Annotated in this window: 10 protein-coding genes; 4 read left to right on the top strand and 6 right to left on the bottom strand. The window is 44.2% G+C overall.

The window, feature by feature from the left end; genetic code table 11:
• Nucleotides 1-44: 44 nt before the first annotated feature.
• Nucleotides 45-12,830: a VCBS domain-containing protein gene (locus tag ACQEXR_RS10045; RefSeq protein WP_427020265.1), complete on the bottom strand. Its 12,786-nt coding sequence runs from the start codon at nt 12,828-12,830 to the stop codon at nt 45-47.
• 419 nt (nt 12,831-13,249) lie between these two features.
• Between ACQEXR_RS10045 and ACQEXR_RS10040 the strand changes: the two genes are divergently transcribed.
• From ACQEXR_RS10040 to ACQEXR_RS10030, 3 genes are all read left to right on the top strand, one after another.
• Nucleotides 13,250-14,554, top strand: coding sequence for a TolC family outer membrane protein (locus ACQEXR_RS10040; RefSeq protein WP_427020264.1), 1,305 nt, complete (start codon nt 13,250-13,252; stop codon nt 14,552-14,554).
• Nucleotide 14,555: 1 nt separating this feature from the next.
• Entirely contained in the window at nt 14,556-15,167 is a 612-nt protein-coding gene (locus tag ACQEXR_RS10035) for an OmpA family protein (protein ID WP_427020263.1), read from the top strand.
• Nucleotides 15,168-15,267: 100 nt separating this feature from the next.
• Nucleotides 15,268-15,621: a DUF2750 domain-containing protein gene (locus ACQEXR_RS10030; RefSeq protein ID WP_138972336.1), complete on the top strand. Its 354-nt coding sequence runs from the start codon at nt 15,268-15,270 to the stop codon at nt 15,619-15,621.
• Nucleotides 15,622-15,656: 35 nt separating this feature from the next.
• Here ACQEXR_RS10030 and queC read toward each other — a convergent pair whose 3' ends face one another.
• Both queC and queE read right to left on the bottom strand, forming a co-directional pair.
• A complete protein-coding gene (gene queC / locus ACQEXR_RS10025; RefSeq protein ID WP_331426481.1) occupies nt 15,657-16,340 on the bottom strand; it encodes a 7-cyano-7-deazaguanine synthase QueC in 684 nt (227 codons plus the stop codon).
• 11 nt (nt 16,341-16,351) lie between these two features.
• Nucleotides 16,352-17,020 carry a 7-carboxy-7-deazaguanine synthase QueE gene (gene queE / locus ACQEXR_RS10020; protein WP_427020262.1) on the bottom strand — a complete coding sequence of 223 codons (669 nt, stop codon included), beginning with the start codon at nt 17,018-17,020 and terminating at the stop codon, nt 16,352-16,354.
• Nucleotides 17,021-17,175: 155 nt separating this feature from the next.
• Between queE and ACQEXR_RS10015 the strand changes: the two genes are divergently transcribed.
• Nucleotides 17,176-17,985 (top strand): Cof-type HAD-IIB family hydrolase, encoded by an 810-nt coding sequence (locus tag ACQEXR_RS10015; RefSeq protein ID WP_426950659.1) that lies wholly within the window; start codon nt 17,176-17,178, stop codon nt 17,983-17,985.
• Between the two features lie 22 nt (nt 17,986-18,007).
• On the opposite strand, the gene ACQEXR_RS10010 is transcribed toward ACQEXR_RS10015, so the two are convergent.
• From ACQEXR_RS10010 to ACQEXR_RS10000, 3 genes are all read right to left on the bottom strand, one after another.
• Nucleotides 18,008-19,330 (bottom strand): NUDIX domain-containing protein, encoded by a 1,323-nt coding sequence (locus ACQEXR_RS10010; protein ID WP_427020261.1) that lies wholly within the window; start codon nt 19,328-19,330, stop codon nt 18,008-18,010.
• A 101-nt stretch (nt 19,331-19,431) separates the two neighbouring features.
• Nucleotides 19,432-19,926 (bottom strand): GNAT family N-acetyltransferase, encoded by a 495-nt coding sequence (locus tag ACQEXR_RS10005; protein ID WP_331418611.1) that lies wholly within the window; start codon nt 19,924-19,926, stop codon nt 19,432-19,434.
• 233 nt (nt 19,927-20,159) lie between these two features.
• Nucleotides 20,160-21,068 (bottom strand): DUF6708 domain-containing protein (locus tag ACQEXR_RS10000; RefSeq protein WP_427020260.1); only part of this gene is annotated, 909 nt, incomplete at its 5' end.

The following is a 21,068-nucleotide window of genomic DNA, read 5'->3' as shown; positions in this document are numbered from 1 at the left end:
CTAAGTAACGAGGATTAAAAAAGGGCCTTGCGGCCCTTTTGGATTTAGTCATCTTTGATTATCAGGATTTTAGACAGTTCATTTGTTAGTTGAGTGGCATTCCAACCTTCTAACTCAATGGTTACACTGTTACCACCTTTACTAACGACAATTTCTGCATGTGCATCGTTATCTGAGTTAGCTACAACAATATCATTACTTCCAATAATCTCATCGACTGTACGATCGTCGCCCTCAAACAACTCTGACAAGTCAATCTTATCACCTTCAGTTTTACCAAAGTCCTTGATAACGTCAGTTGAGCCATCAAGATCACCGTCTAGCCATGTGAAGATATCTGCACCATCATCTCCGACAAGGATATCGTTGCCCTGACCACCGATGATGGTGTCGTTACCAGAGCCACCACGTACCGCATCATTGCCAGTGCCACCGTCTAGAATGTCGTGACCAGTTCCGCCGAAGATAAGGTCCGAACCACCCTCACCGTATATGTGATCATTACCACCACCACCGTGTGCGATATCTAGCCACGCATTTGAACTCCCGCTTACCGTTAGCGCGCCATCTTCTGTAGTATTCGTCAGTTGATCAATTGATTTGGTAACAAAGCTATTAATAGCATTAGTCTGAGCTGTCTCATTCAAATCCTGACCTGGAGAATGACTGTCACCAAGATAGATTGTATCTGAACCTGCGCCCATGTAGACGTCATCACCAGCAATACCAGTATCTATAACTGCACCAATCGATTCGTCGTAATCAATTAGGGTATGCGAAGCACCCTCATACAGTGTTGCCGCTGACGCTGCCCAACTATATTGCCTGTATCCATTAAGGAAGGCTACATGATCAACACCTGCACCGTTATCTTGCAATACAGTCGACACCTGAACGTCAACCTTACCTTGAGTGAGGCTTTGTTGGCCGTCAGAATCAACCGCCCAGTAGGTGAACTCATCACTGACATCAACGTTACCTACTAATTCTAATGATATATCTGAAATCAGGAAGCCATTAGATTGACCTTCATCAGGCCCTACATATGCCAATCTGATTTCATCAAAGGATACATTGGAACTAATTATTCTTGTATCACCATCAGTCTTAAAGTTATGTACTATTGGTTCTACGCTCAACTTTTGTCCATTACTAAATAGGTATGCAATAACCACTGCCTTGCCGTTACCTAAATGGCCTTGAACACTGTCGAACTCGATAGTTGCAGAAGAAATATGTCCCTTATCCGATGAAATCGAAATGTATTCACCTTTCCCAGTTTCTTGGCCTGTTGCACTACCAGAGCCGGATGGAGTATCAACGTAAATTCCACCCTTTCTATAGCTTACCCCAGCACTTCCCTCACCGCTAAATTGGATAGAATCAGCATTAAAGTTACCGCCGCTGATGGTAAAGCCATCAGCATTTAGTGGTCCCGTGCCGTTGGCGCTTTCCATCATTGAATTCGTTAGAGATTTCGAGACTACAACATCTGAATCAGTAACATAATAGACCTTAGTGTCATCGTTGAACAATAGAGGGTTATCACCGGTGATCATATCCTCTGTCACTTTAACGTACTTATTAGTTGTACTATCCAAGTAATACAAATCACCATGATCAGGTAACTCAGCCAGTTTAACTTGAGTAAACTTATTATCATCCTGATTATCTTCAACATCTTCAGCATGTCGTTCAAAGTTAACCTCTACAACACTATGGTCAGAAGAGAGAGAAAAATTAGCTGTGGTAGGCAGAGCATTAGTTCCGCCAGTATTTCCGCCTTCCGTAATGGCAGGAATTTCAAAAGATAAGCTATTACTACTATTGTCACCATCACTGTCAGTTAATGTATAACCGAATTCTAGGTTCACCACTTGGCTATCCTGGGCACCAAAGAACTCGTAATGACCATCATCAAGGTCAATGACCAAGGAGTGTTTGGAATCGATGTAAATACTTAACGTATTGCTCACAGAATCAAAGCGATGAGATATGTCAACATTGTCACCATCGGTCGTTAATGTCTTGCCATCGAAACTATAAGTAACTCCCTCAATAGTGATTTCACTGATGACGCCGCCATCAGCGCCAACAGAGTCAACCAGCAAGTTACCTCCAACAGCCTGTATTACCGACTGAAGAATCACCGGAGGCAACTGTGTCACATCGGGAACGATAATAGCATTTGTATCGTTCGCTAAATGGCCGTCATAAGAAACTGGATTGAGGTCCTGTGCTGGAACATTATTACCAATTCCATAAGCCAGTGCGGTTACATCGTGATCACGTAAATGTTTTTCCCAATCCAAACGTTCATCATCAGATAACTCCTCCCCTGTGTTAGGTTTACCATCTGAAAGGAAGTAGGAGATATTTGAACCACCCGCGATCATATCACCAGAGTTATCGTCCCAAATATCAGCGCCCATCTCTGTCGCATCATCATAATCAGTACCGCCTCCAGACTTGAGTTTACTAATGAACTCTGAAGCTTCACCTACCGTCATCCACTTTGAACCGCTGGAGTTGGATACGTAATACTTAGAATCAGAATAGAACTCTATCAACTGAACTCGTGTCTCTCCTAAAGCAGCATATTGAGCTAACAACTGAAGAGCAGCAGCTTGCATTACTTGAAGACGAGTTTGACCATTACCTGCTGGCTCGCCCATCGAACCAGAAGTATCAAGGATAAGCTGAACATTAGCACCCTGTTTTGTTTCTGCACTGACATCATGGTGAATAAGCTCAGCCTCAGGCGCATCATCTTCAATTGTGACTGAAATAGCGCCATGGCCTGTGCGTTGACCATCTGAACCAATAACTGGAATAGTGAAACTTTCAGTATCCTCACCAGTGTTATCACTATGATTAATAGGTGCTAACAGCTCAATACCATACTCACCTTGATCATTAATGGTTGCAGAGATAACACGTTCTGAGCCAACATAACCTTCCAGGGTTTGTTTGTCATCAGAAAGAACCCAAGTCACCGACGTACCAGCCGAGTAGAGTGTCTCTGCAGGTACTTCGAATGTTAAAGAAACATCGTCACCGTTCAAATCAGATACCGAAACCGAACCAGAAACGGAAGTTACATCTGTCGTATCGTCCTGAGGTCCCTTACCCGCATCATCCTCTAGTCCACCATCCAACGTTTCTTCAGACAAGTTGACATGTACAGTGCCTACTGTTGGCGCATACTGAATTGGATGGACAATTAACTCAAATGTACCTTGTGTAACTTCTTTCGAGTCTCCCACAATCTCGTCAGAGATGGCTTTAACTGCCACGGTATAAGTACCTGGTTCATCAACTTTGATTTGGATTTCATCTAAGATTGTTTCAACTTTACCACCCTCAGATAACCAGGATGAGATGTTCACTCGACCAGTAGAATTAACCTCAAGCTCACTGTCACCCAGTTTGACAACTGTTCCTTCTGGAAGACCATCTAGAACCAAGTTCAAAGTTTCTGAGCCGTCAGTATCAACAAGTTGCGTAGTAATCTTGGAAACATTAATAAACGTATCTTCTAGACCTTCGTTAATGTCAAATGCAGGGTAATAGCCACCTTCTTGTGAAACATGCTCTACGACGGCTCCAATATTGACTTTACCGTCCAGTGCCGATGAATCTGGGACAATATCGAAATTCTCAGTGTTAAATTCGACGGCATCAGAGCCATCAACCTTGACATTAATTGAAGCATTTCCAGGGCCAGATTCGTTATCGTGGAATGCAGTCACTGTATACCAACCTGAAGCAGAAGGCACAAATGAATCCGATGCGTAGACACCTTGCCCTGTAGCGGGCACGTCACCCCAGGTTTGTGAAACTAACGTTTGGCCACCAATTTCGAGTCTAAATGAGTCATCTACATCACCGGTAAATACATACGACTTGCCTGCCTCAAGGAAAACCAGACCAGTTAACTTACTGGTAACGTTAGTAATGCTCGGTGAATGCTGCGTTCCAAAATCAGGACTTTGCACCGTTGCAGTAGAATTAGGAGTTCCTGCTGACTCAACTTTGTCCTCAACCGTATCCGGCGAAACACCATTACCATTATTGCCTTCGAACGGTAAGTTGTCCCATTGTTCCAATTTGAAGCCTTCACTTAACTCTGCCACTGGCGTTTCTAAAATCAGTCTCGCCGGCGTTGTATCAGGTCGAATATCTACAGACATAGTTACTGTAGTACTTGAATTAACACCATCAAAGCCATGGTAGTTAAACTCAGCATAATCAGGCTGTTTGTTGCCGGTTGCTGTGTTGCTTTCATCAGACATAGATGTGCTAGATTCATAGCTCACCGGAGTAAACACCAAGTACCCGCTTTCGATCTGCTCTTGAGTAATTTGGTATCCCGAGCCAATCTTATCGCTGTCTAAGTGAATCCACGTATTAGAATCTGCATCATACAAGTACAAGTCACCCGCGCCAGGTGCACTGGTAATAACAACTGATAGGTTGGCAGAGTCCACATCGGAGACATCAAAATCACTCCATGTGAACTTGTAGCTAGATTGCTCTTCTCCACTTACATGTGAATTGCCTGTAATTGGAGACTCATCATTGTCAATAATGTTCGCTACACCATCCTTACCTCCGACTGTGATAGAGAAGTGCTCGTTTGGTTCATCAATGCTGTCATCATTGGTTGGGACCTTAACCTCAAACGAGGTTACACCTGCTGGTACCACTAACTGACCGTTTACTAACGTCACATTATTGGTGAACTGAACATTCTCGGTATAGTCTTCATCTACACCAGGCTTGGCGCTGCCTGAATTGAGAGACCAGTCGAAGCGAGTCTCTTGGCTGCTAGCATTGGAAAGCGTCACGGTGAATACTGCGAGATCGCCTTCAGTTACGTCTATATCATTCGGGGTTACACTATCGATGGTTGGAGCATCATCATTATCAACAATGCTTCCAGTAGCAGATTCACCGCCAACTGTCACCGTGTAGGACTCATCAAGTTCATCAACACTGTCATCAATAGTTGGAATCAAGATACTAAAGTCTTTAACACCTACAGGAACAATCAGCTTACCGCTTTGCTCATCATAGGTCACACCATTTGTGAAACGAACCTGGCTTAAGTCTAAGTCTTTCTCTGCACCCGAGTCATCAGCGCTATCACTGTTTGCACCGAAAACAACATCCAATTTAGTTTCAACGAGCGCACTCGAATCTAACGTTACTTTGAAACCGAGATCATCGCCTTCCAATACTGAATCTGCTAGTAAGTCGACAGACGCTACATTCGAAGCAGTCGGCTGAGGGTTAACGATAACATTGACTGTAGCACTTGCGACTTCACCATTGTCATCAGTAATCTGGTATTTGAATGTTGTTTCGCCAACAAAGTCATCGCCAGTTAGATCGAAGTACACCACACCATCTTTGATGTAAGCATTACCTTCAGTCTCACCATATACGTAAGTGATACGTAGACTATCGCCGTCAGAGTCAACGTCGTTATCAAGCAGTTCAGAGCCATTTATGCCAGCAAGTTGCGATGCTGGAATCGTAAGGATACCGCCTTGATTCACAGCATATGCGCCTTCGCTAGACGCTTTAAATCCCGTTAGGAAATAATCTGATGCGTCATTGTCATGCGTAGGTCTGTTAGAGTATTCCGTTGCTTCGAATACAACACTATCAAATGCGATCGGAGCGCCATCAGGTCCTTTTGGAATGATTTCATAAGTACCCTTACCCTTACCCTCGGCAACGAATGTATCGCTGGCTACAGCAATCCCGTCAAGGTAAGCAACCCAACGACCTTGCTCATGGTTGTCTGTAAAGCCACCATCATTACCTTCATTCTCAAACAAATTAGAAACAGAGAAGGTAAATTGAGTCGCTGGCTTGTCTAAGTTGATTTCAAACTTCTCAGAGATTTGTTCGTCACGGTCGTACTCTATCTGAGCACCAAGGCCACCTACTTGACCCGCAACGCCAATCTTAATGCCGTCGTGAGCGAAGGCTTTATCTTGACCATTAAAGCTGGCACTTAACGCTACACCCTCGTCTGTCCAAGGTGAGCTATTGTCATCGCTGTATTCGCCAAGTTTAACTTCAAAGCCTTGAGGATCATTATTTGCTTCCAAGCTACCGTTACTTTCATCGACAGTAACTGTCTTGGTTTCACTCATATTGCCGTCACTATCAACAGCACGGTAATCAAAGCTATCTGTCGCTTCAGTCTCTAGGTAGCGTAACTCCCAGTTACCATTACCATTAGTTCCTAGCTCAACACTTGTAATAATTGCGCCGTCAGGAAGCGAGGCACCTATCAAAGTACCACTAGTTAAATCACCGTTAGCTGGGATAGTAATCTCGTGGAATAGGTTGCTGTCGCCAGATGTCGATTTCTGGAATGTATACTCAACCCCTTCTGCTGGCCCACCTTCGTAGTGAACTACAATTCTGACTGAGGTTTCGTCGTTTGTGTCGAGTCCTTCATGGAACCAACCACCAACACCATCTAAACCGAGAGTGACGCTAGTCGCAGGGCGAGAACCAAAGTCAATCGAGATTGAGTCATTTTTATCAATGCCTTTATCATTGTTGACGCCAATGCCGTAACCGACGTGATTCGCGCTTGGATCACCCATATGCTGGAATAGATCACCGTTTGAAGTAATAGTCACAACGTGACCATTACCCAAGTCTAGGGTTCTAACATTGCTATCTGATGTAGCGTCACCCCAGTTAAGGAACTCTTCGTTTGAAGCTCCTGCTTCAGAAAGCTCAGCATCTTTAACGCCAAGAATAAAGCCTTCAGAATCTGCATCTGGTTCGTAGTGAATAGAGTTTGCGTCAAAGTGTTTCTCGTTTGAGCCACCGAGTAAGTGCTCTTCCTCTACAGGGAAGAACTCACCGCCCTCTTTGTAGAACAACTGGCCATGGTCTGGTAGTTCAACAATAACTACTTTCGGGTCAACGCCTGCATCATCATCTTCAGCATCAGATATATGGTCTGTTGAAGTATCAGATGGATCAGTATTGATAGGCGTATCTGCTGTTTCAAAGACAACCTGCGTCTTACCTGTAGATTTGACAGCTGCAGTGAAGTCTTCAGCTTTAGGTGGGTTGTCATGGCTATCATCAATCGCCACATCTTTGTTGGCACTAGACGTATCTAGCTTCTCAAAGACATCCTTGCCACCTTGAGTGACTGATACAACACTAACGTTAAACTCTTGACCAACCTCATACTCTTTATCTTGTACGGTTTGAATATCAAAGGTTGCTGTATCAGAATTTTCCGCAACGTTTACCGTGAGCACCTCGATAATGTCTTCACCGCTTGCGTTAGTGTATGTGTACTTGAGCGTTATGACACTATCAGCCGGAACAGGCTCACTTAACGTAATAGTGAACGTACCTGTTTTGTCGCCTTCGACTACAGAGTCTGGGCCTGTAAGACCTACAATAACGGTGTCTTTCAGTACATCTTCTGTCTCGTCTATGATTTTAGCCGTATCAGAATCGTTTCTCGGATCTTCTACAAACTCACTGTTCGAGGAAACGGTTAATGTTACTGTTTCCTCGCCTTCTAGAAGGCGGTCATCAATAACTTTGACAAAAACTTCAATGCTGCTAGAACCTTGTTGAATAACAAGATCAGCTAACTCTTGTGCAGTGAGTGCTTGATAGTTGTCCCCGACTTTGACATAGATATTATTTTCATAGTCAATACCTTTCGTAGCAGTATCATTAGCACTACCTAAAGTCAGATTAAGAGCAACATTTTCCGAAACGAGCTCATCGAGTTTGATTTCGAATGATAGATAGGCATCATCGGCCTCTTTAACTGGCTCACCCGCTTTTACAGTAAGCTCAGCAACCGGTAACACATCGACATGAACAACGACTGTGTCTATCCCACCATTTCCATCAGCAACAGTTACAACAAATGAGTCTTCACCATCGTATTCATTGTTCGGAGTATATTTCCACTCACCTGTCACTGCATTAATAGCAACACTACCGTTTTGCGGTTGTTCGACAGTGTAAGTCAGCTTGTCTCCATCCACATCTGTGGCTTTGACTGTGCCTGTGATAGCTTCGTCTTCTTTTGTGACTACATTAATCGATTCGTTGTCGGCAAGAGGTTCACCGTCTTGTTCGAATACTGGCGCGTCATTAACTGGCTTAACATTAACAGTAACTGTCGCAGTATCAGTACCACCGTTATTATCAGAGATTGTGTACTCAAATGTTGTTACGCCATTGAAATTATCAGCTGGCTCAAAAACTACTTTGCCATTAACAAGTTTCACCTCACCATGGCTAGGGTCAGTCATGGAGACAGACGTAATGGTTAGGGTATCGCCGTCAACATCGAAGTCGTTTGCAAGTAACTGTGAGTGTGGAATCTCTAGAGTCGTGTCTTCGTCAGTTGTGAGATCAACTAACACTTCTTGAAGTTTGATGTTATCTAGGTAGGTACCACTGTTATCACCAGCACCGCCTACTTCAACAAAACTAATGGTATTATCGCCAGCTGCACCGATTACTTCGAAAGTGTGCGTTTCCATAGTATTGCTATCTGGAGTAATAGTCGCAATGACTACACCATTCCAAACAACCTGAATCTTAGCCGTATGGTTCTCACCACGCGCAGCAACATCTAAAGAGATTTGGTAAGGCTTACCTTCCTCAACGCCATTAACGGTTTGACTCAGAGTGACATTATCTCCTCGGCCACCCTCACCTTCCATATCAATAAAGCGGTCACCGTCAGTAGATACATTTTTATAGCCATCTTCTACTAAATCGAGCTTCCCTGAATTAGCAGTAAACTCCCAGTTGTCCAGGCTACTCGCGCGATCGCCCCAACTTGGGCTAGATGAGCTAGTGAATGACTCAAAGCTGCCATTCAGGATTAAGTTGTTACCTAAAGTATGTACATCGTCTTTTGCAACCGGAGGATCATTAACTGGTGTGACATTCAGAGTAACCGTAGCGTCGTCATAACCGCCATTACCATCAGTAACAGTGTATTTAAACGTTGCCTCACCGTTGTAATTAGCGTCTGGTTTGAACTTGATCACTCCATTCTCATAATCAACTTCTAGCTGACCATGAGTAGGAGATACAATTGATCCTTCAACAATAGACAGAACGTCGCCATCGACATCGGTGTCGTTCGCTAGCAGTTCAGCAAAGGTAATTTCGATTGTCGTATCTTCTGGTGTAGTAAGGTTCGGCTTGTTCACGCCTGTAACAGTGATATTGTCTAACAGCGCGCCATAGCTATCTGACTTACCCGCACCCGCAAAAGTCAAATCAGTACTGTCACCTTGAACATCAAATTCAGCAGTAACTTTATACCAACCGTCTGAATCAGGGCCAACAATTTGAACATTAGAAATGTCAGAACCTGAAACTGTTCCGTCAGCATGGACAGTAATAGTTTCAGCACCAAAGGTGAACTTCATATCTGATGATGAATCACCGTCTCGACGAGGGTTGTAGTCAAATTCAACACGAACACTGTCTTGTCCGGCAGTGTTTATAGAAGTGGTAATGGCCGTGTTTTGGTGCGCATCAAGCTCTGCGATGTAATCACCATCAGTAGCTTTGGCGATTAGCCCATCACGTTGGATTTCTAAACCGTTGGTTCCGTTCCAATCATCCAGTTGATCTCCGCTAACTACTGTCCATTTTCCAGTGTTCGCCATATGCTCGAATGATTCAGAGAAGAGTAGTGTTGTAGTTTCTACCCCGTACTTGTCATCATTTGCTTTAGGGCCGTCATTGGTTCCGGTTACAGTAATCGTTAGAGTCGCTGTATCTGTGCCGCCCTGACCGTCGCTAATCGTATAGGTAAAGGTCTCGGAAACTGTTTCACCAACCTTTAGACTTTCTGCATTGTCAGCCACATACTTGTAACTACCATCAGCATTGACGGTTAAAGTACCAAAACTACCAGCTAGCTCAGACCCCACAATTCCAGATTCGCTATTTGTGGCGCTTTCGGCACCTGTACGAATACCAATTACCTCAAGCTTATCACCATCAATGTCACTGTCATTTTTCAGCAGTCCATTGAGTTCCGTGACATTGAGTGTTGTATTTTCCCCTATTGCATTGCTGTCGTTGCGAGCGATTGGAGTATCGTTTGTACCGGTTACAGTAATGGTTAGCGTGGCGGTATCTGTCCCTCCCTGACCATCACTCACTGTGTAAGTGAACGTGTCAGACACTACTTGGCCGAGTTTTAAACCGTCTGCATGATTTGCAACATACGTATAACTACCATCAGTATTAAGAGTAAGTGTTCCATATACGCCATCTAGAGCCGAACCAACCTCACCGTTAGTGGTTCCATCTAAACTCTCTTCTGTTCCTGTTCGAATGGCGGTTACCTTGAGTTGGTCACCATCAACATCAAAATCGTTTTTTAGAACACCTTGGGAGCTCAGAACTGACAGTTCCGCATCCTCATTAACTGCTCGAATGTCGTTCTCCGCTACAGGACCGTCGTTGGTACCGCGGACAATAACAGTCACAGTACCTTTGCCTGTACCGTCAACTGATATTACTTCGAATTCTAAGCGTTCTTTGTCACCCTTAGCTAGCGCTTGAACAGCTTCAGAGTTGTTGTTGATTACAAACTCCCAGTGTCCATTTTCGTCCACACTAAACGTGCCGTAATCTGTTTCCTTCTGATAAGCATTTACTTTCTGCTCACCAGCATCAACATCAGCAATAACTAAGTCACCTTCTGCTGTGCTTTTACCTGCACGATCTTCTTTGACGACTCCTCGATCGCTACTTACCGTCGCAAAATCGTTACTTCCCGTTACATTCACAGTGATGGTATGAGTCGCGGTCCCATCTGCCGACGTCACCGTTAGTGTTTCTTGTACTTGCTGATTCTCTGTCAGTGAATCAGCTTTCGTGTTGTCAAGTACATAAGTCCAGTTACCTTGCTCATCGAATGTGAACTCGCCGTAATTGCCGGAAAGGTCACTAGGAACTTGGAAGAGCGCTTCACCTGCATCAACATCATTAACTGTTAGCTTGCCGCCAGCATTAGGGTCGCCCGCAACCAAATCACCTTTTTCGGTGACGCTTAAATCTTCTATGTCAGAAACTTCTATCGTCGCTTTATCGTTAGTACCGCGGACAATAACAGTCACAGTACCTTTGCCTGTACCGTCAACTGATATTACTTCGAATTCTAAGCGTTCTTTGTCACCCTTAGCTAGCGCTTGAACAGCTTCAGAGTTGTTGTTGATTACAAACTCCCAGTGTCCATTTTCGTCCACACTAAACGTGCCGTAATCTGTTTCCTTCTGATAAGCATTTACTTTCTGCTCACCAGCATCAACATCAGCAATAACTAAGTCACCTTCTGCTGTGCTTTTACCTGCACGATCTTCTTTGACGACTCCTCGATCGCTACTTACCGTCGCAAAATCGTTACTTCCCGTTACATTCACAGTGATGGTATGAGTCGCGGTCCCATCTGCCGACGTCACCGTTAGTGTTTCTTGTACTTGCTGATTCTCTGTCAGTGAATCAGCTTTCGTGTTGTCAAGTACATAAGTCCAGTTACCTTGCTCATCGAATGTGAACTTGCCGTAATTGCCGGAAAGGTCGCTAGGAACTTGGAAGAGCGCTTCACCTGCATCAACATCATTGACTGCTAGCTTGCCGCCAGCATTAGGGTCGCCCGCAACCAAGTCACCTTTTTCGGTGACGCTTAAATCTTCTATGTCAGAGACTTCTATTGTCGCTTTATCGTTAGTACCGCGGACAACAACGGCCACTGTTCCAGTACCTGTCCCATCTAGTGATGTGACATCAAAGCTTAACGGAATCTCTTTGCCGTCAGGCAGTGCTTGAACCGCTGGACTCTCATTGTTAATTGTAAAAGACCAACTACCGTCAGCCTCTACCTTGAATGTGCCATATTCATTTGTTGATTCGAATGCCTGTACAAATGCTTCGCCAGCATCCACATCCACGATGTCAAGTGTACCTGTCGCAATTGCTTGATTCTCTGAATCCTCAACAACCAAACCAGCATCATCACCAACTGTTGCTGGATCATTCACAGGAGTAACATCAATATTGACTACCAGCGTATCTGTACCACCATTGCCGTCATTGACAATGACAGTGAAGCTATCAGGGCCGTTATAATTCTCATTCGGCGTATAGGTCCAAGTGCCGTCTGGGTTTACGATAGCCGTACCGTTTGCAGGCGCAGAAGATTGGGAGAAAGTTAGGATATCTTGGGCATTTTGGTCTGTAGCAGTCAGCGTTCCGCTGATAGGTGTATCTTCGTCGGTAACAACGGCAAGGCTATCACCTAGTGGGTCATTGTTTAGATCAACGAAAATAGGATTGAATAGACGGAATTGCTCTAGGAGTGCAAGGCTTTGTGTCTGAGAAAGACCTAATGATTCAAAACCTGAAGTATCGAAATTAGTCGAAGCAATCGTCTCGGCACCATCACGCGCAACAGATGTGGAAGCCGTTAGGCTTGAACCACTTTGACCACCAGCGGCCGTTGCAAAGTCTTCACCTAACTCAGTCGGGTCTTGGCCTTCTTCTAACGCAGCAAAGATATCTGCAATTTCTGCTGAGATATCTTGGTTCTCGCCGTTGTCGCCAACTAGGTTGACTTGTAGTTGTTGATCTTCAGCAAACTCAGGATTTCCCTGAACAATCACCTCACCCGGTTTTGGAAGCTCTCCCTCTACCAAAACTCGAACATTACCGTTTGCATCAATAACGATGATTTGGTTTGCTGCTAAATTGCCTACTGCTACGTAAGTACCAAAACCCATATTTTAAGCCCTTTATCCTTGACTAAATTCTTGCTTATGTCATTGCCGACAAAAATTTGGCAATGTTAAAAATTCATGCAGGTTATAAATTAACATCTTTAACTATTCGGCTAAACACATTTTTTGTATAAAAGCCTCAACAAACACGACACAAGTTGCATTTCTCAACATTGAGACCGTGAATTAAGATCACATTTTTAGCATCATAAAGTCTAAATGATGCCTCTTTAACCAATATGCACTCAATTTTTTAATCTTTGTCGACAATTAACAACTTAGCAACACAATAAATGCGTTTTTCATTAGTTTTCTGCTACTAAGAGTGTTATTTTATTGGCGCTATCGATGGATAAATCTCACAAACGAGACAAAAAAGTTGAGTATTATCCTCAATTACGAGCACTTCGAGGAGAGTCAGAGTGAATTGGAATAAGTTGAAAGTACTAAGTTGCGCGGTTGCACTTAGCTTTCCAGCACATAGTCAAACATTAGAGCAAGCAGTTGCCTACACCATTACTACGAATCCTGAAATTAAAGCATCATACAATGAGTTTATGAGTAAGTATTATGACTCAGAAGCATCAACTGGCGCTTACATGCCTAAATTGGATTTAGATGCAGGTATTGGTTATGAAGCGGTTGACTTAGCATCAGGGACCGAAAATGAATTGACCCGTAAAGAAGCGACTTTGACGCTGACACAGTTGTTATGGGATGGTTCCGCTACTCTTAACGACATGGATAGAACTGCTGCAGACGCCGAGTCTGTTCGATTCCAACTTCTTTCCGATGCCCAAGATATCGCTCTTCAAGTGACTAAGATTTACTTGGACGCGACAAAAGCATATGAAGTGTTAGCTCTTTCTGAAAGTAATCTGGCTGTACACAAAGAGATTTATCGTGACATCAGCAAGCGTGTTGATTCAGGAATAGGTTCAACAGCAGATTTATCACAAGTAGAAGCACGTTTGGCTAAAGCGCACGGCAACTTGCTCGCTGCGCAAAACAACCTGTTTGATGTCCACACTCAATTCAAGCGTATCGTTGGTCAAGCACCACAAGGGTTAATCTTCCCTCGTGCCGATCAAACCGCAATCCCTTTCACAGTGGATGAAGCTTTAGACACCGCATTTAACTCACATCCAGTGATCAAGATAGCTCAAGCTGACGTCGATTCTGCTCGATTCCAATACGACCAAACTAAAGGCGTTAACTACCCAACACTGTCAATCGAAGCCAACCAAACTTGGCGCGATGATGCCGGCGGCATTGAAGGTGGCAGCGACGAATTCTCTGCAATGCTACGTATGCGCTATAACCTATACAACGGTGGCTCTGATGCAGACCGTTCAGAGAGCGCAGCATATCAGTTGAATAAAGCGAAAGATTTCCGAGATCGTACATTCCGCACTGTTGAAGAAGGTTTGCGTCTATCATGGAGTGCTCTTGATCTAACCGTTCAGCAAAAAGAGTTTCTTGCTGACCACGTAGACTCGGCATCTGACACCGTTATTGCGTACCAAAAGCAGTACAAGCTCGGCAAACGTACCCTACTTGACTTGCTCAACACTGAGAACGAGTTGTTTGAGGCTCGCAAAGGTTACCTAGATGCTAAGTATGACGAGCAGTACGCTAAGTACCGTGTTATGAATGCAACGGGCAACTTGATGGCGGCACTACGTGTGGATACACCTGAAGAGTGGAATAAGAAGGTAGAATACTAAGATGAAAAAAACAGTACTTTCAGCGCTTGTCACTGCAACCATTTTTGCAGCACCACTCAAAGCCGAAGACACGTACGAGTATCGCGCAACTCCGACTCCGAATCAGCTAGCAGACTTGCTGGACGAAGATAGGGATGGTGTGATTAATGCGCGCGATTTATGTCCTCAAACTCCGGCTAAAGCCGATATTGATAACGACGGATGTGGTACTTATATCAAAACAGAAGAACAGCTAAATCTGCATATTCTGTTTGCTAACGATTCGGATCAGATTCAACCCGCTTTCTTAGCTCAGATTCGTGAGATGTCTGCCTTCCTTGAATCTTACCCGTCAACGTCGATCGAACTTCGTGGCTATGCAAGTAAAGTAGGTAAAGCGGAATACAACATGGCTCTATCTGAGCGTCGTGCACAATCAGTAGAAAAGGCATTGCTTGAAAACGGTGTTGCTTCAGACCGTGTCCGCATTATAGGTTTCGGTGACACAGATCTTGAAGCATTAGGCACAGACGAAATCAGTCATGCGAAAAACCGCAAGGTAGTGGCAACGGTTGTCGGCCACAAAGGTAAGGTTAAAGAAGAGTGGTCAATCTTCACTAAGATTGAGAAATAACCATTTGTTTTTGATTAAGGGAGCTTCGGCTCCCTTTTTTATTTTGCTTTTGGGTGATGAGTGTTACCCTAGCAGCAATTAAACGTATGAGATAAAACCAATGAGCAAATTAACTTCTGATATTCAAGCAAACCTTGAGCTATTCGTTTCAGAAACTAAGCAATCTAAGCTAGTTTGGGGCATGCGAAATGAAGAAGGCTGGCTGTCTTGTGACTCTACTGAATTTGAAAACAGTGAAGTAATGCCATTCTGGTCAAATAAAGAAGATGCACAAGCGCACAATGTTGAAGAGTGGGCAGACTTCGAAGTGCTAGAAATCCCACTGGATATTTTCGTTGAAGATTGGTTGCTAACTCTTGCTGAAGATGGTGTTCTAGTTGGTACTAACTGGAATGCTCAACTTGAAGGTAAAGAGATGGAGCCATCAGATCTCGCGAAGATGTACCTAGACTAATGACCAAAAGCGTCCCTCGGGACGCTTTTTTGTTCTTATTGCTTGGCCACTAAGGCTGCCATCACCGCTTCGCGGTTGTCCAAATAGTCATTTAGACCGACTTTTCTCAGTTCGCATGATGGGCAATCACCACATCCGTCACCAATAATCCCGTTGTAGCAAGTCAGGGTTTTCTCACGTACAAGTTGCAGAGCGTCATATTGATCCGCCAATGCCCAAGTCTCGGCCTTATTCAGCCACATCAATGGGGTCGCAATCTCTAGTTGGTAGTCCATACCCTGAGCTAATGCGTTGTTCATTGCTTTAACGAAATCATTACGGCAATCTGGGTAGCCAGAAAAATCCGTTTCACATACACCAGTAATCACTGTTTTCGCACCAATCTGATAAGCATAGATACCCGCTAGGGTTAAAAACAGGATATTGCGACCAGGTACAAACGAATTTGGTAGGCCATTCTCTTGCAGTTCATGAGAAACCGCAATGTCATCACGAGTGAGGGAACTGATTGCCAGTTCATTCAATAGACTGACATCCATCACCTTATGGGCCTTAACACCCAACTCTTTTGCTAAGTTTTGTGCCACTTCGATTTCTAACTTATGACGCTGACCATAATCAAAAGTAATCGCGTGAACTTCATCAAACTGTTTAAGCGCTTGGACAAGGCATGTGGTTGAGTCTTGACCACCACTGAATACTACAACGGCTTTGTTCATGATTGTTTCCTTTAAGCAATGCTGAGGTATTTGTGAGTTTGGATCGACAGACGCCAATTTCTAGCGATACAGACATCAATACACAGCTCGGTTGCACGGGGTTTTTGACTGATTGGCTGAAGCGCAATGGTAGTCGACTTTGGCACTTGAGCGCGTTCTAGCAAAGCATCCAGTTGGTCGATGTCTTTCTCAGTTGCTACTGGGTGCTTAATCTCATTCGCTCGCAATAATGTACTGTCTAGCACTGGCAGCTTGCCTTTCATAGCTACCTTTGGTGACACTGTCACCCATGTGTTTTCGCTAGCTACAACGTCATAAGTTCCGCTGGTTTCTATCTGACATTGGCAACCCATGGCTTCAAACGCAGCCGTTAGAGGTCGAAGATCGTAAATACAAGGTTCACCGCCAGTAATCACAATATGTCGAGCGGTGTAGCCTTGCTTGTTGTACTCATTAACAATGTCTTGTGCTGATACACTACACCAAGTTGGAGAGTCCTCTTTCTTGGTTAGGATTTCTTCAAGCGAGCATTCGTCTTGCGGGGTCGCATCCCAAGTTTGCTTAGTATCACACCAAGCACAACCCACTGGGCATTCTTGCAATCTGACAAATACTGAAGGAACGCCCGTAAAGACCCCTTCTCCCTGAATGGTTTGAAACATTTCGTTAATCTTGTACAACTTAAACTCAGCCTAAATCATCATCAAAAGTTTGCAGGAACGAGACCTTAAAGGACTCCAAGTTGAAGGTCAACTAATTCATAAATTGATCATTCGAATCTCAGCCATTATGCTGGGCTCTTTTGCGTCGTCTACGCTCTATTTTAAGGTAAGTTATGTATAAATTGATTGCTCTTGATATGGATGGCACTTTGCTCACCAGCGAAAAGACCATTAGCGAGAGAACAAAACGCGCGATTGCCGAAGCACGTCAACGTGGCGTAAAGGTGGTTCTTGCCTCTGGTCGTCCTCTGGACGGCATGCAAGCGAAGCTAACGGAGCTCAACATTGAAGGTGACAATGAGTTCGTTGTTTACTTCAATGGCTCAATGGTGAAAGAACTGGGCACCAACAAACTGATTCACACTGCCATCATTGATGGTAAGCGCGCGAAACAAGTTGCAGCACTGGCGCAACAACTAGGTGCCTACTGTCATGCCTTTAGTGCAGAGCTAGGGCTTATCACCCCAAAGCACAATGAATTCACTCAAATTGAATCCACTATTAACCAAATTCCAGTAACCGAAATGGACTTTGATCAACTTGAAGACAACCACGCTATCATCAAGGCCATGATTGTTGCCGAGCCAGAAACTCTGACCAGACTGGTTGATCAGATCCCACCATCGGTGCGAGAGGAATTTACCATTGTTCAAAGTGCGCCTTTTTTCCTAGAGTTTCTGAGTCTCGACAGTAATAAAGGCGTTGGTGTCAAAGCCATTGCTGATTATCTAGGCATTAAGGCTGACGAGGTGATTTGCATGGGTGATGCTGAAAATGATCACCACATGCTCGAATATGCTGGGCTTGGGGTTGCGATGGAAAACGCGATGGAACAGACCAAAGCCATCGCCAACTATATTACGTCGAGCAACAATGACGACGGAGTTGCAAAAGTTATTGAGCAATTCATTTTGAACAAATAAGCCCTAATGCACAAAGGCAGCGTTACGCTGCCTTTGCTTTTGCTCTGATAAGTATTGCGAACACAATCAGCAATAACGGGTATCTAAGTGTTTCGACAATCAGCGAATAGAGGCCACTTGAGGACACAAAGGTCGCAGCATAACTGACCAGCAAATAGGTTATGACCATAGCAAACATAGCAATCACCGTATCCTTGCCATTCGCCTTTTTCTGCTCTGTACGCTGGGTTGCAACCAAACCGAACACCGTCACTATTATTGCTAACCAATAAGTAAATACAGGTATTGGCCAAAAGATGGTGAGCAGTGTCGCGGCAAAAACCAGCATACCCCAAACCAGCTTCGATGAGAGTAATAACATCGCATCCACTTCGGTTCGGCTTTGTAACCTAATGATATGCCATGCACATAAAGCACCTAATAACGCGCCACTAATACTGTCAATCATGAAAGCAGCACCACTGTAAAACTTGGCAATAGCGAGCCAACTCACGGCAATCAGAAGCATGATTGACCAACGATTAAGATACAGTTTTTTCAGTGCATCAAGAACCAACACACCCACACAAAGCCAAACGGCTATTGGTAAACTCGGTAAGCCAAATCCATAACTTGATGCCAACTCTACAGCAGGCAGATAGACATGCGGCCGCGGAAGTGCAAACCCCTGTTGAGCAACAAGGCTAAGTAGTGATGTTACGGTAACGGCAAAGAACGCTCGATAACAAAACTCCTTACCAAATCGCCAATAAAGTAGAGGAAATAACCCCAATAGAATTAGTGGATTGGCAAGATAATTACCCGCGAGCAACATTAGGTCTAAAACCGTATAAATATACTCAGGCATCTTGAGCAAAGAGTGTTGCAATTGCACCATCCAACCGAGTTCTAACTGATTGAAAAATGGCGCCGCCTCGACGAGATTGCCCACGTAAAGTACGCTCTGATCGGTGGCATTAGGCAAAGCATCAATCAACCACTGAAGTTGCTCTGGGAAACGATAGTCTTCCATAGGCACCAGTTGCGGATCGACTAACATTGCAGACGATATCTCTATACCATAATGTGGAGCAAACCAAATGGGTAACTCGTTACCATCGAGAAGATTGTTGTATTGGAAAGCGACAATATCTGAGTCCGCAACACAATCATAAAACGCAGCGTTATCACTCCGACCTAATTCATTGCCTACAGAAACCACCAGCCCAGTCTCTTCCCACGCTTCGCGTTGAGCCGCCAGTTTTGGATCTTCACCACTGGCGATGGTGCCTGCTGGCAGTGAAAGCTTGCTGGTAATAATTTCATTGACCATCACCACTTTCTCGCCTGAGCGAATAACGCACACCGCGCCCTTTAAATTTGATGAGTCTGACTCAGCCACAGAGGAAAGAGAAAAGAAGGCTGAGATCAGACATATAAAGGTGCTAACTATATTAGAATAAAAACTCATGATGCTGGCTTGTGTTTCCCGACTGACTTACGTAACCAATGAATATGATGTTCAAAACCGAACTGCTGATAGAATTCGACCGCTGAAGCATTAAATTGCCACACTTCAACAAAAACTTCCTGTACACCGTACTCGACAAAGCGTTGTTCTATTTTTTGGCAAAGTTGATTCGCCACACCTTGTCCACGATATTCAGGGCAGATAAATAGCTCATCGATGCTCCCCATTTGGATCGGCTTACTAACTGTAGAAATGAGTTCGCAAAAATGCCCCGTGATAAAGCCTATGATGGCGTTAGCCTGACATGCCACAAAAACAAGACATTCAGGATCGTCTAGATAGCGAGCAATGCTTTTTTCTTGCTCTATCTCTTCTGCTGTTTTGAAGTAGTTAGGGCATTGACGATGGTGCTCATCATGAAGCTGATACATCAGTTCATTAAGCTGTTCGAGATCGTTTTCGCCTGCAGAACGAATTGATACTGGGTGCATAAATATTTTTGCGTTACAAATAAAGTGACAGTGTGGCGGTTTAGTCAAATTTTTTCAACAGAAATGCCACCTTTGTATCAGGTAACTCCTATCAGTTAAGAAAATGATCAGTTGAACGATCCTGTGATTGGGGCCAACTTGTCTAATCTCACTCATGATGGGTTATTCCTCCGCGAACAACTCGACTGCCGCTCGATTGAGCGGCAGTGCGGATAAACTGTCGTGAAAAGCGTCTAATGCCAATTGCATCGCTTCCCTGTCCATTCATGGACCTGTTCTGGCCATTTGTCTTTCAGAGGATTACACCAAAGTGCAAAATCAGCGGGTCGAAAAAGAAATATAATTGGCATAACTAAGATAAAACGAACTAATGCACTGAAGTTGCTGTATCCTTTTTCTCTTGCGAGTTCTGTATTGACTCCTGCAATCCGTGGCTCTTTACTGATTTCATACCATAGCGGTTGTTCGTCTGCCATATAACGACGAACGTATTCCCAATAGCCATATACAGGGGCATGACTACCCATGTTATGAACTAAAGAGAGATACTGATGGCGATGACCGGTTAGATCGGCGTTGACCGCGTGTTGAGGGTTAAGCCAGAGCATTAACTCATAGCCATCTTTTAACCGCCCGTAGCCCATATGGGTTTTCGCCACAATCACGGATATTTCACACTCTTGCCATGGAATACGATAGAGCACTGTATTGTGCCAAACGTAAACCTCTTGGTTTTGTTTATGAAAGCGTACCGGCATAGCGATGGGCTTGAATAAACTTAAGCCCATACAAATGACGAGAATTGCCAGAACGGTGATATCGACGTAGCTAAGTGACCATGTATCTCCAGCGGTGTAGACCATCGAGGTTTTGATAACCAGCCAGAGCAAGGTAAAGAAAATCACCGCATACACATTATCGCCTCTGCTATGAACGGACCGAACTCGCATATCAATAAACCCTTCATGGCCTCCTGCTGAAAAGCCTTCAAAAAACTCCCCCATATCTTCGGCGTCTTTTCTTCGGTGAACGATGGGGATTTTTTTATTGCCGGGGTTTAATGGTTCTTGCTGAATTAAATGACCATTAGGGTAATGTTCCACACCGTGTTGGGTAATATGGAAGTTGGGAGTAATACCAAA

The organism is Vibrio sp. TRT 2004 (assembly GCF_050113735.1).
GTDB lineage: Bacteria > Pseudomonadota > Gammaproteobacteria > Enterobacterales > Vibrionaceae > Vibrio.
The sequence above is the reverse complement of the archived record's forward strand: the minus strand, read 5'-3'. Positions and strand labels throughout refer to the sequence as shown.

Excerpts from the sequence above, each read along its gene's own strand:
- ACQEXR_RS10045 (WP_427020265.1), bottom strand. The coding sequence starts at position 12,830 with ATGGGTTTTGGTACTTACGTAGCAGTAGGCAATTTAGCAGCAAACCAA.
- ACQEXR_RS10035 (WP_427020263.1), top strand. The coding sequence starts at position 14,556 with ATGAAAAAAACAGTACTTTCAGCGCTTGTCACTGCAACCATTTTTGCA.
- ACQEXR_RS10030 (WP_138972336.1), top strand. The coding sequence starts at position 15,268 with ATGAGCAAATTAACTTCTGATATTCAAGCAAACCTTGAGCTATTCGTT.
- queC (WP_331426481.1), bottom strand. The coding sequence starts at position 16,340 with ATGAACAAAGCCGTTGTAGTATTCAGTGGTGGTCAAGACTCAACCACA.
- ACQEXR_RS10015 (WP_426950659.1), top strand. The coding sequence starts at position 17,176 with ATGTATAAATTGATTGCTCTTGATATGGATGGCACTTTGCTCACCAGC.
- ACQEXR_RS10005 (WP_331418611.1), bottom strand. The coding sequence starts at position 19,926 with ATGCACCCAGTATCAATTCGTTCTGCAGGCGAAAACGATCTCGAACAG.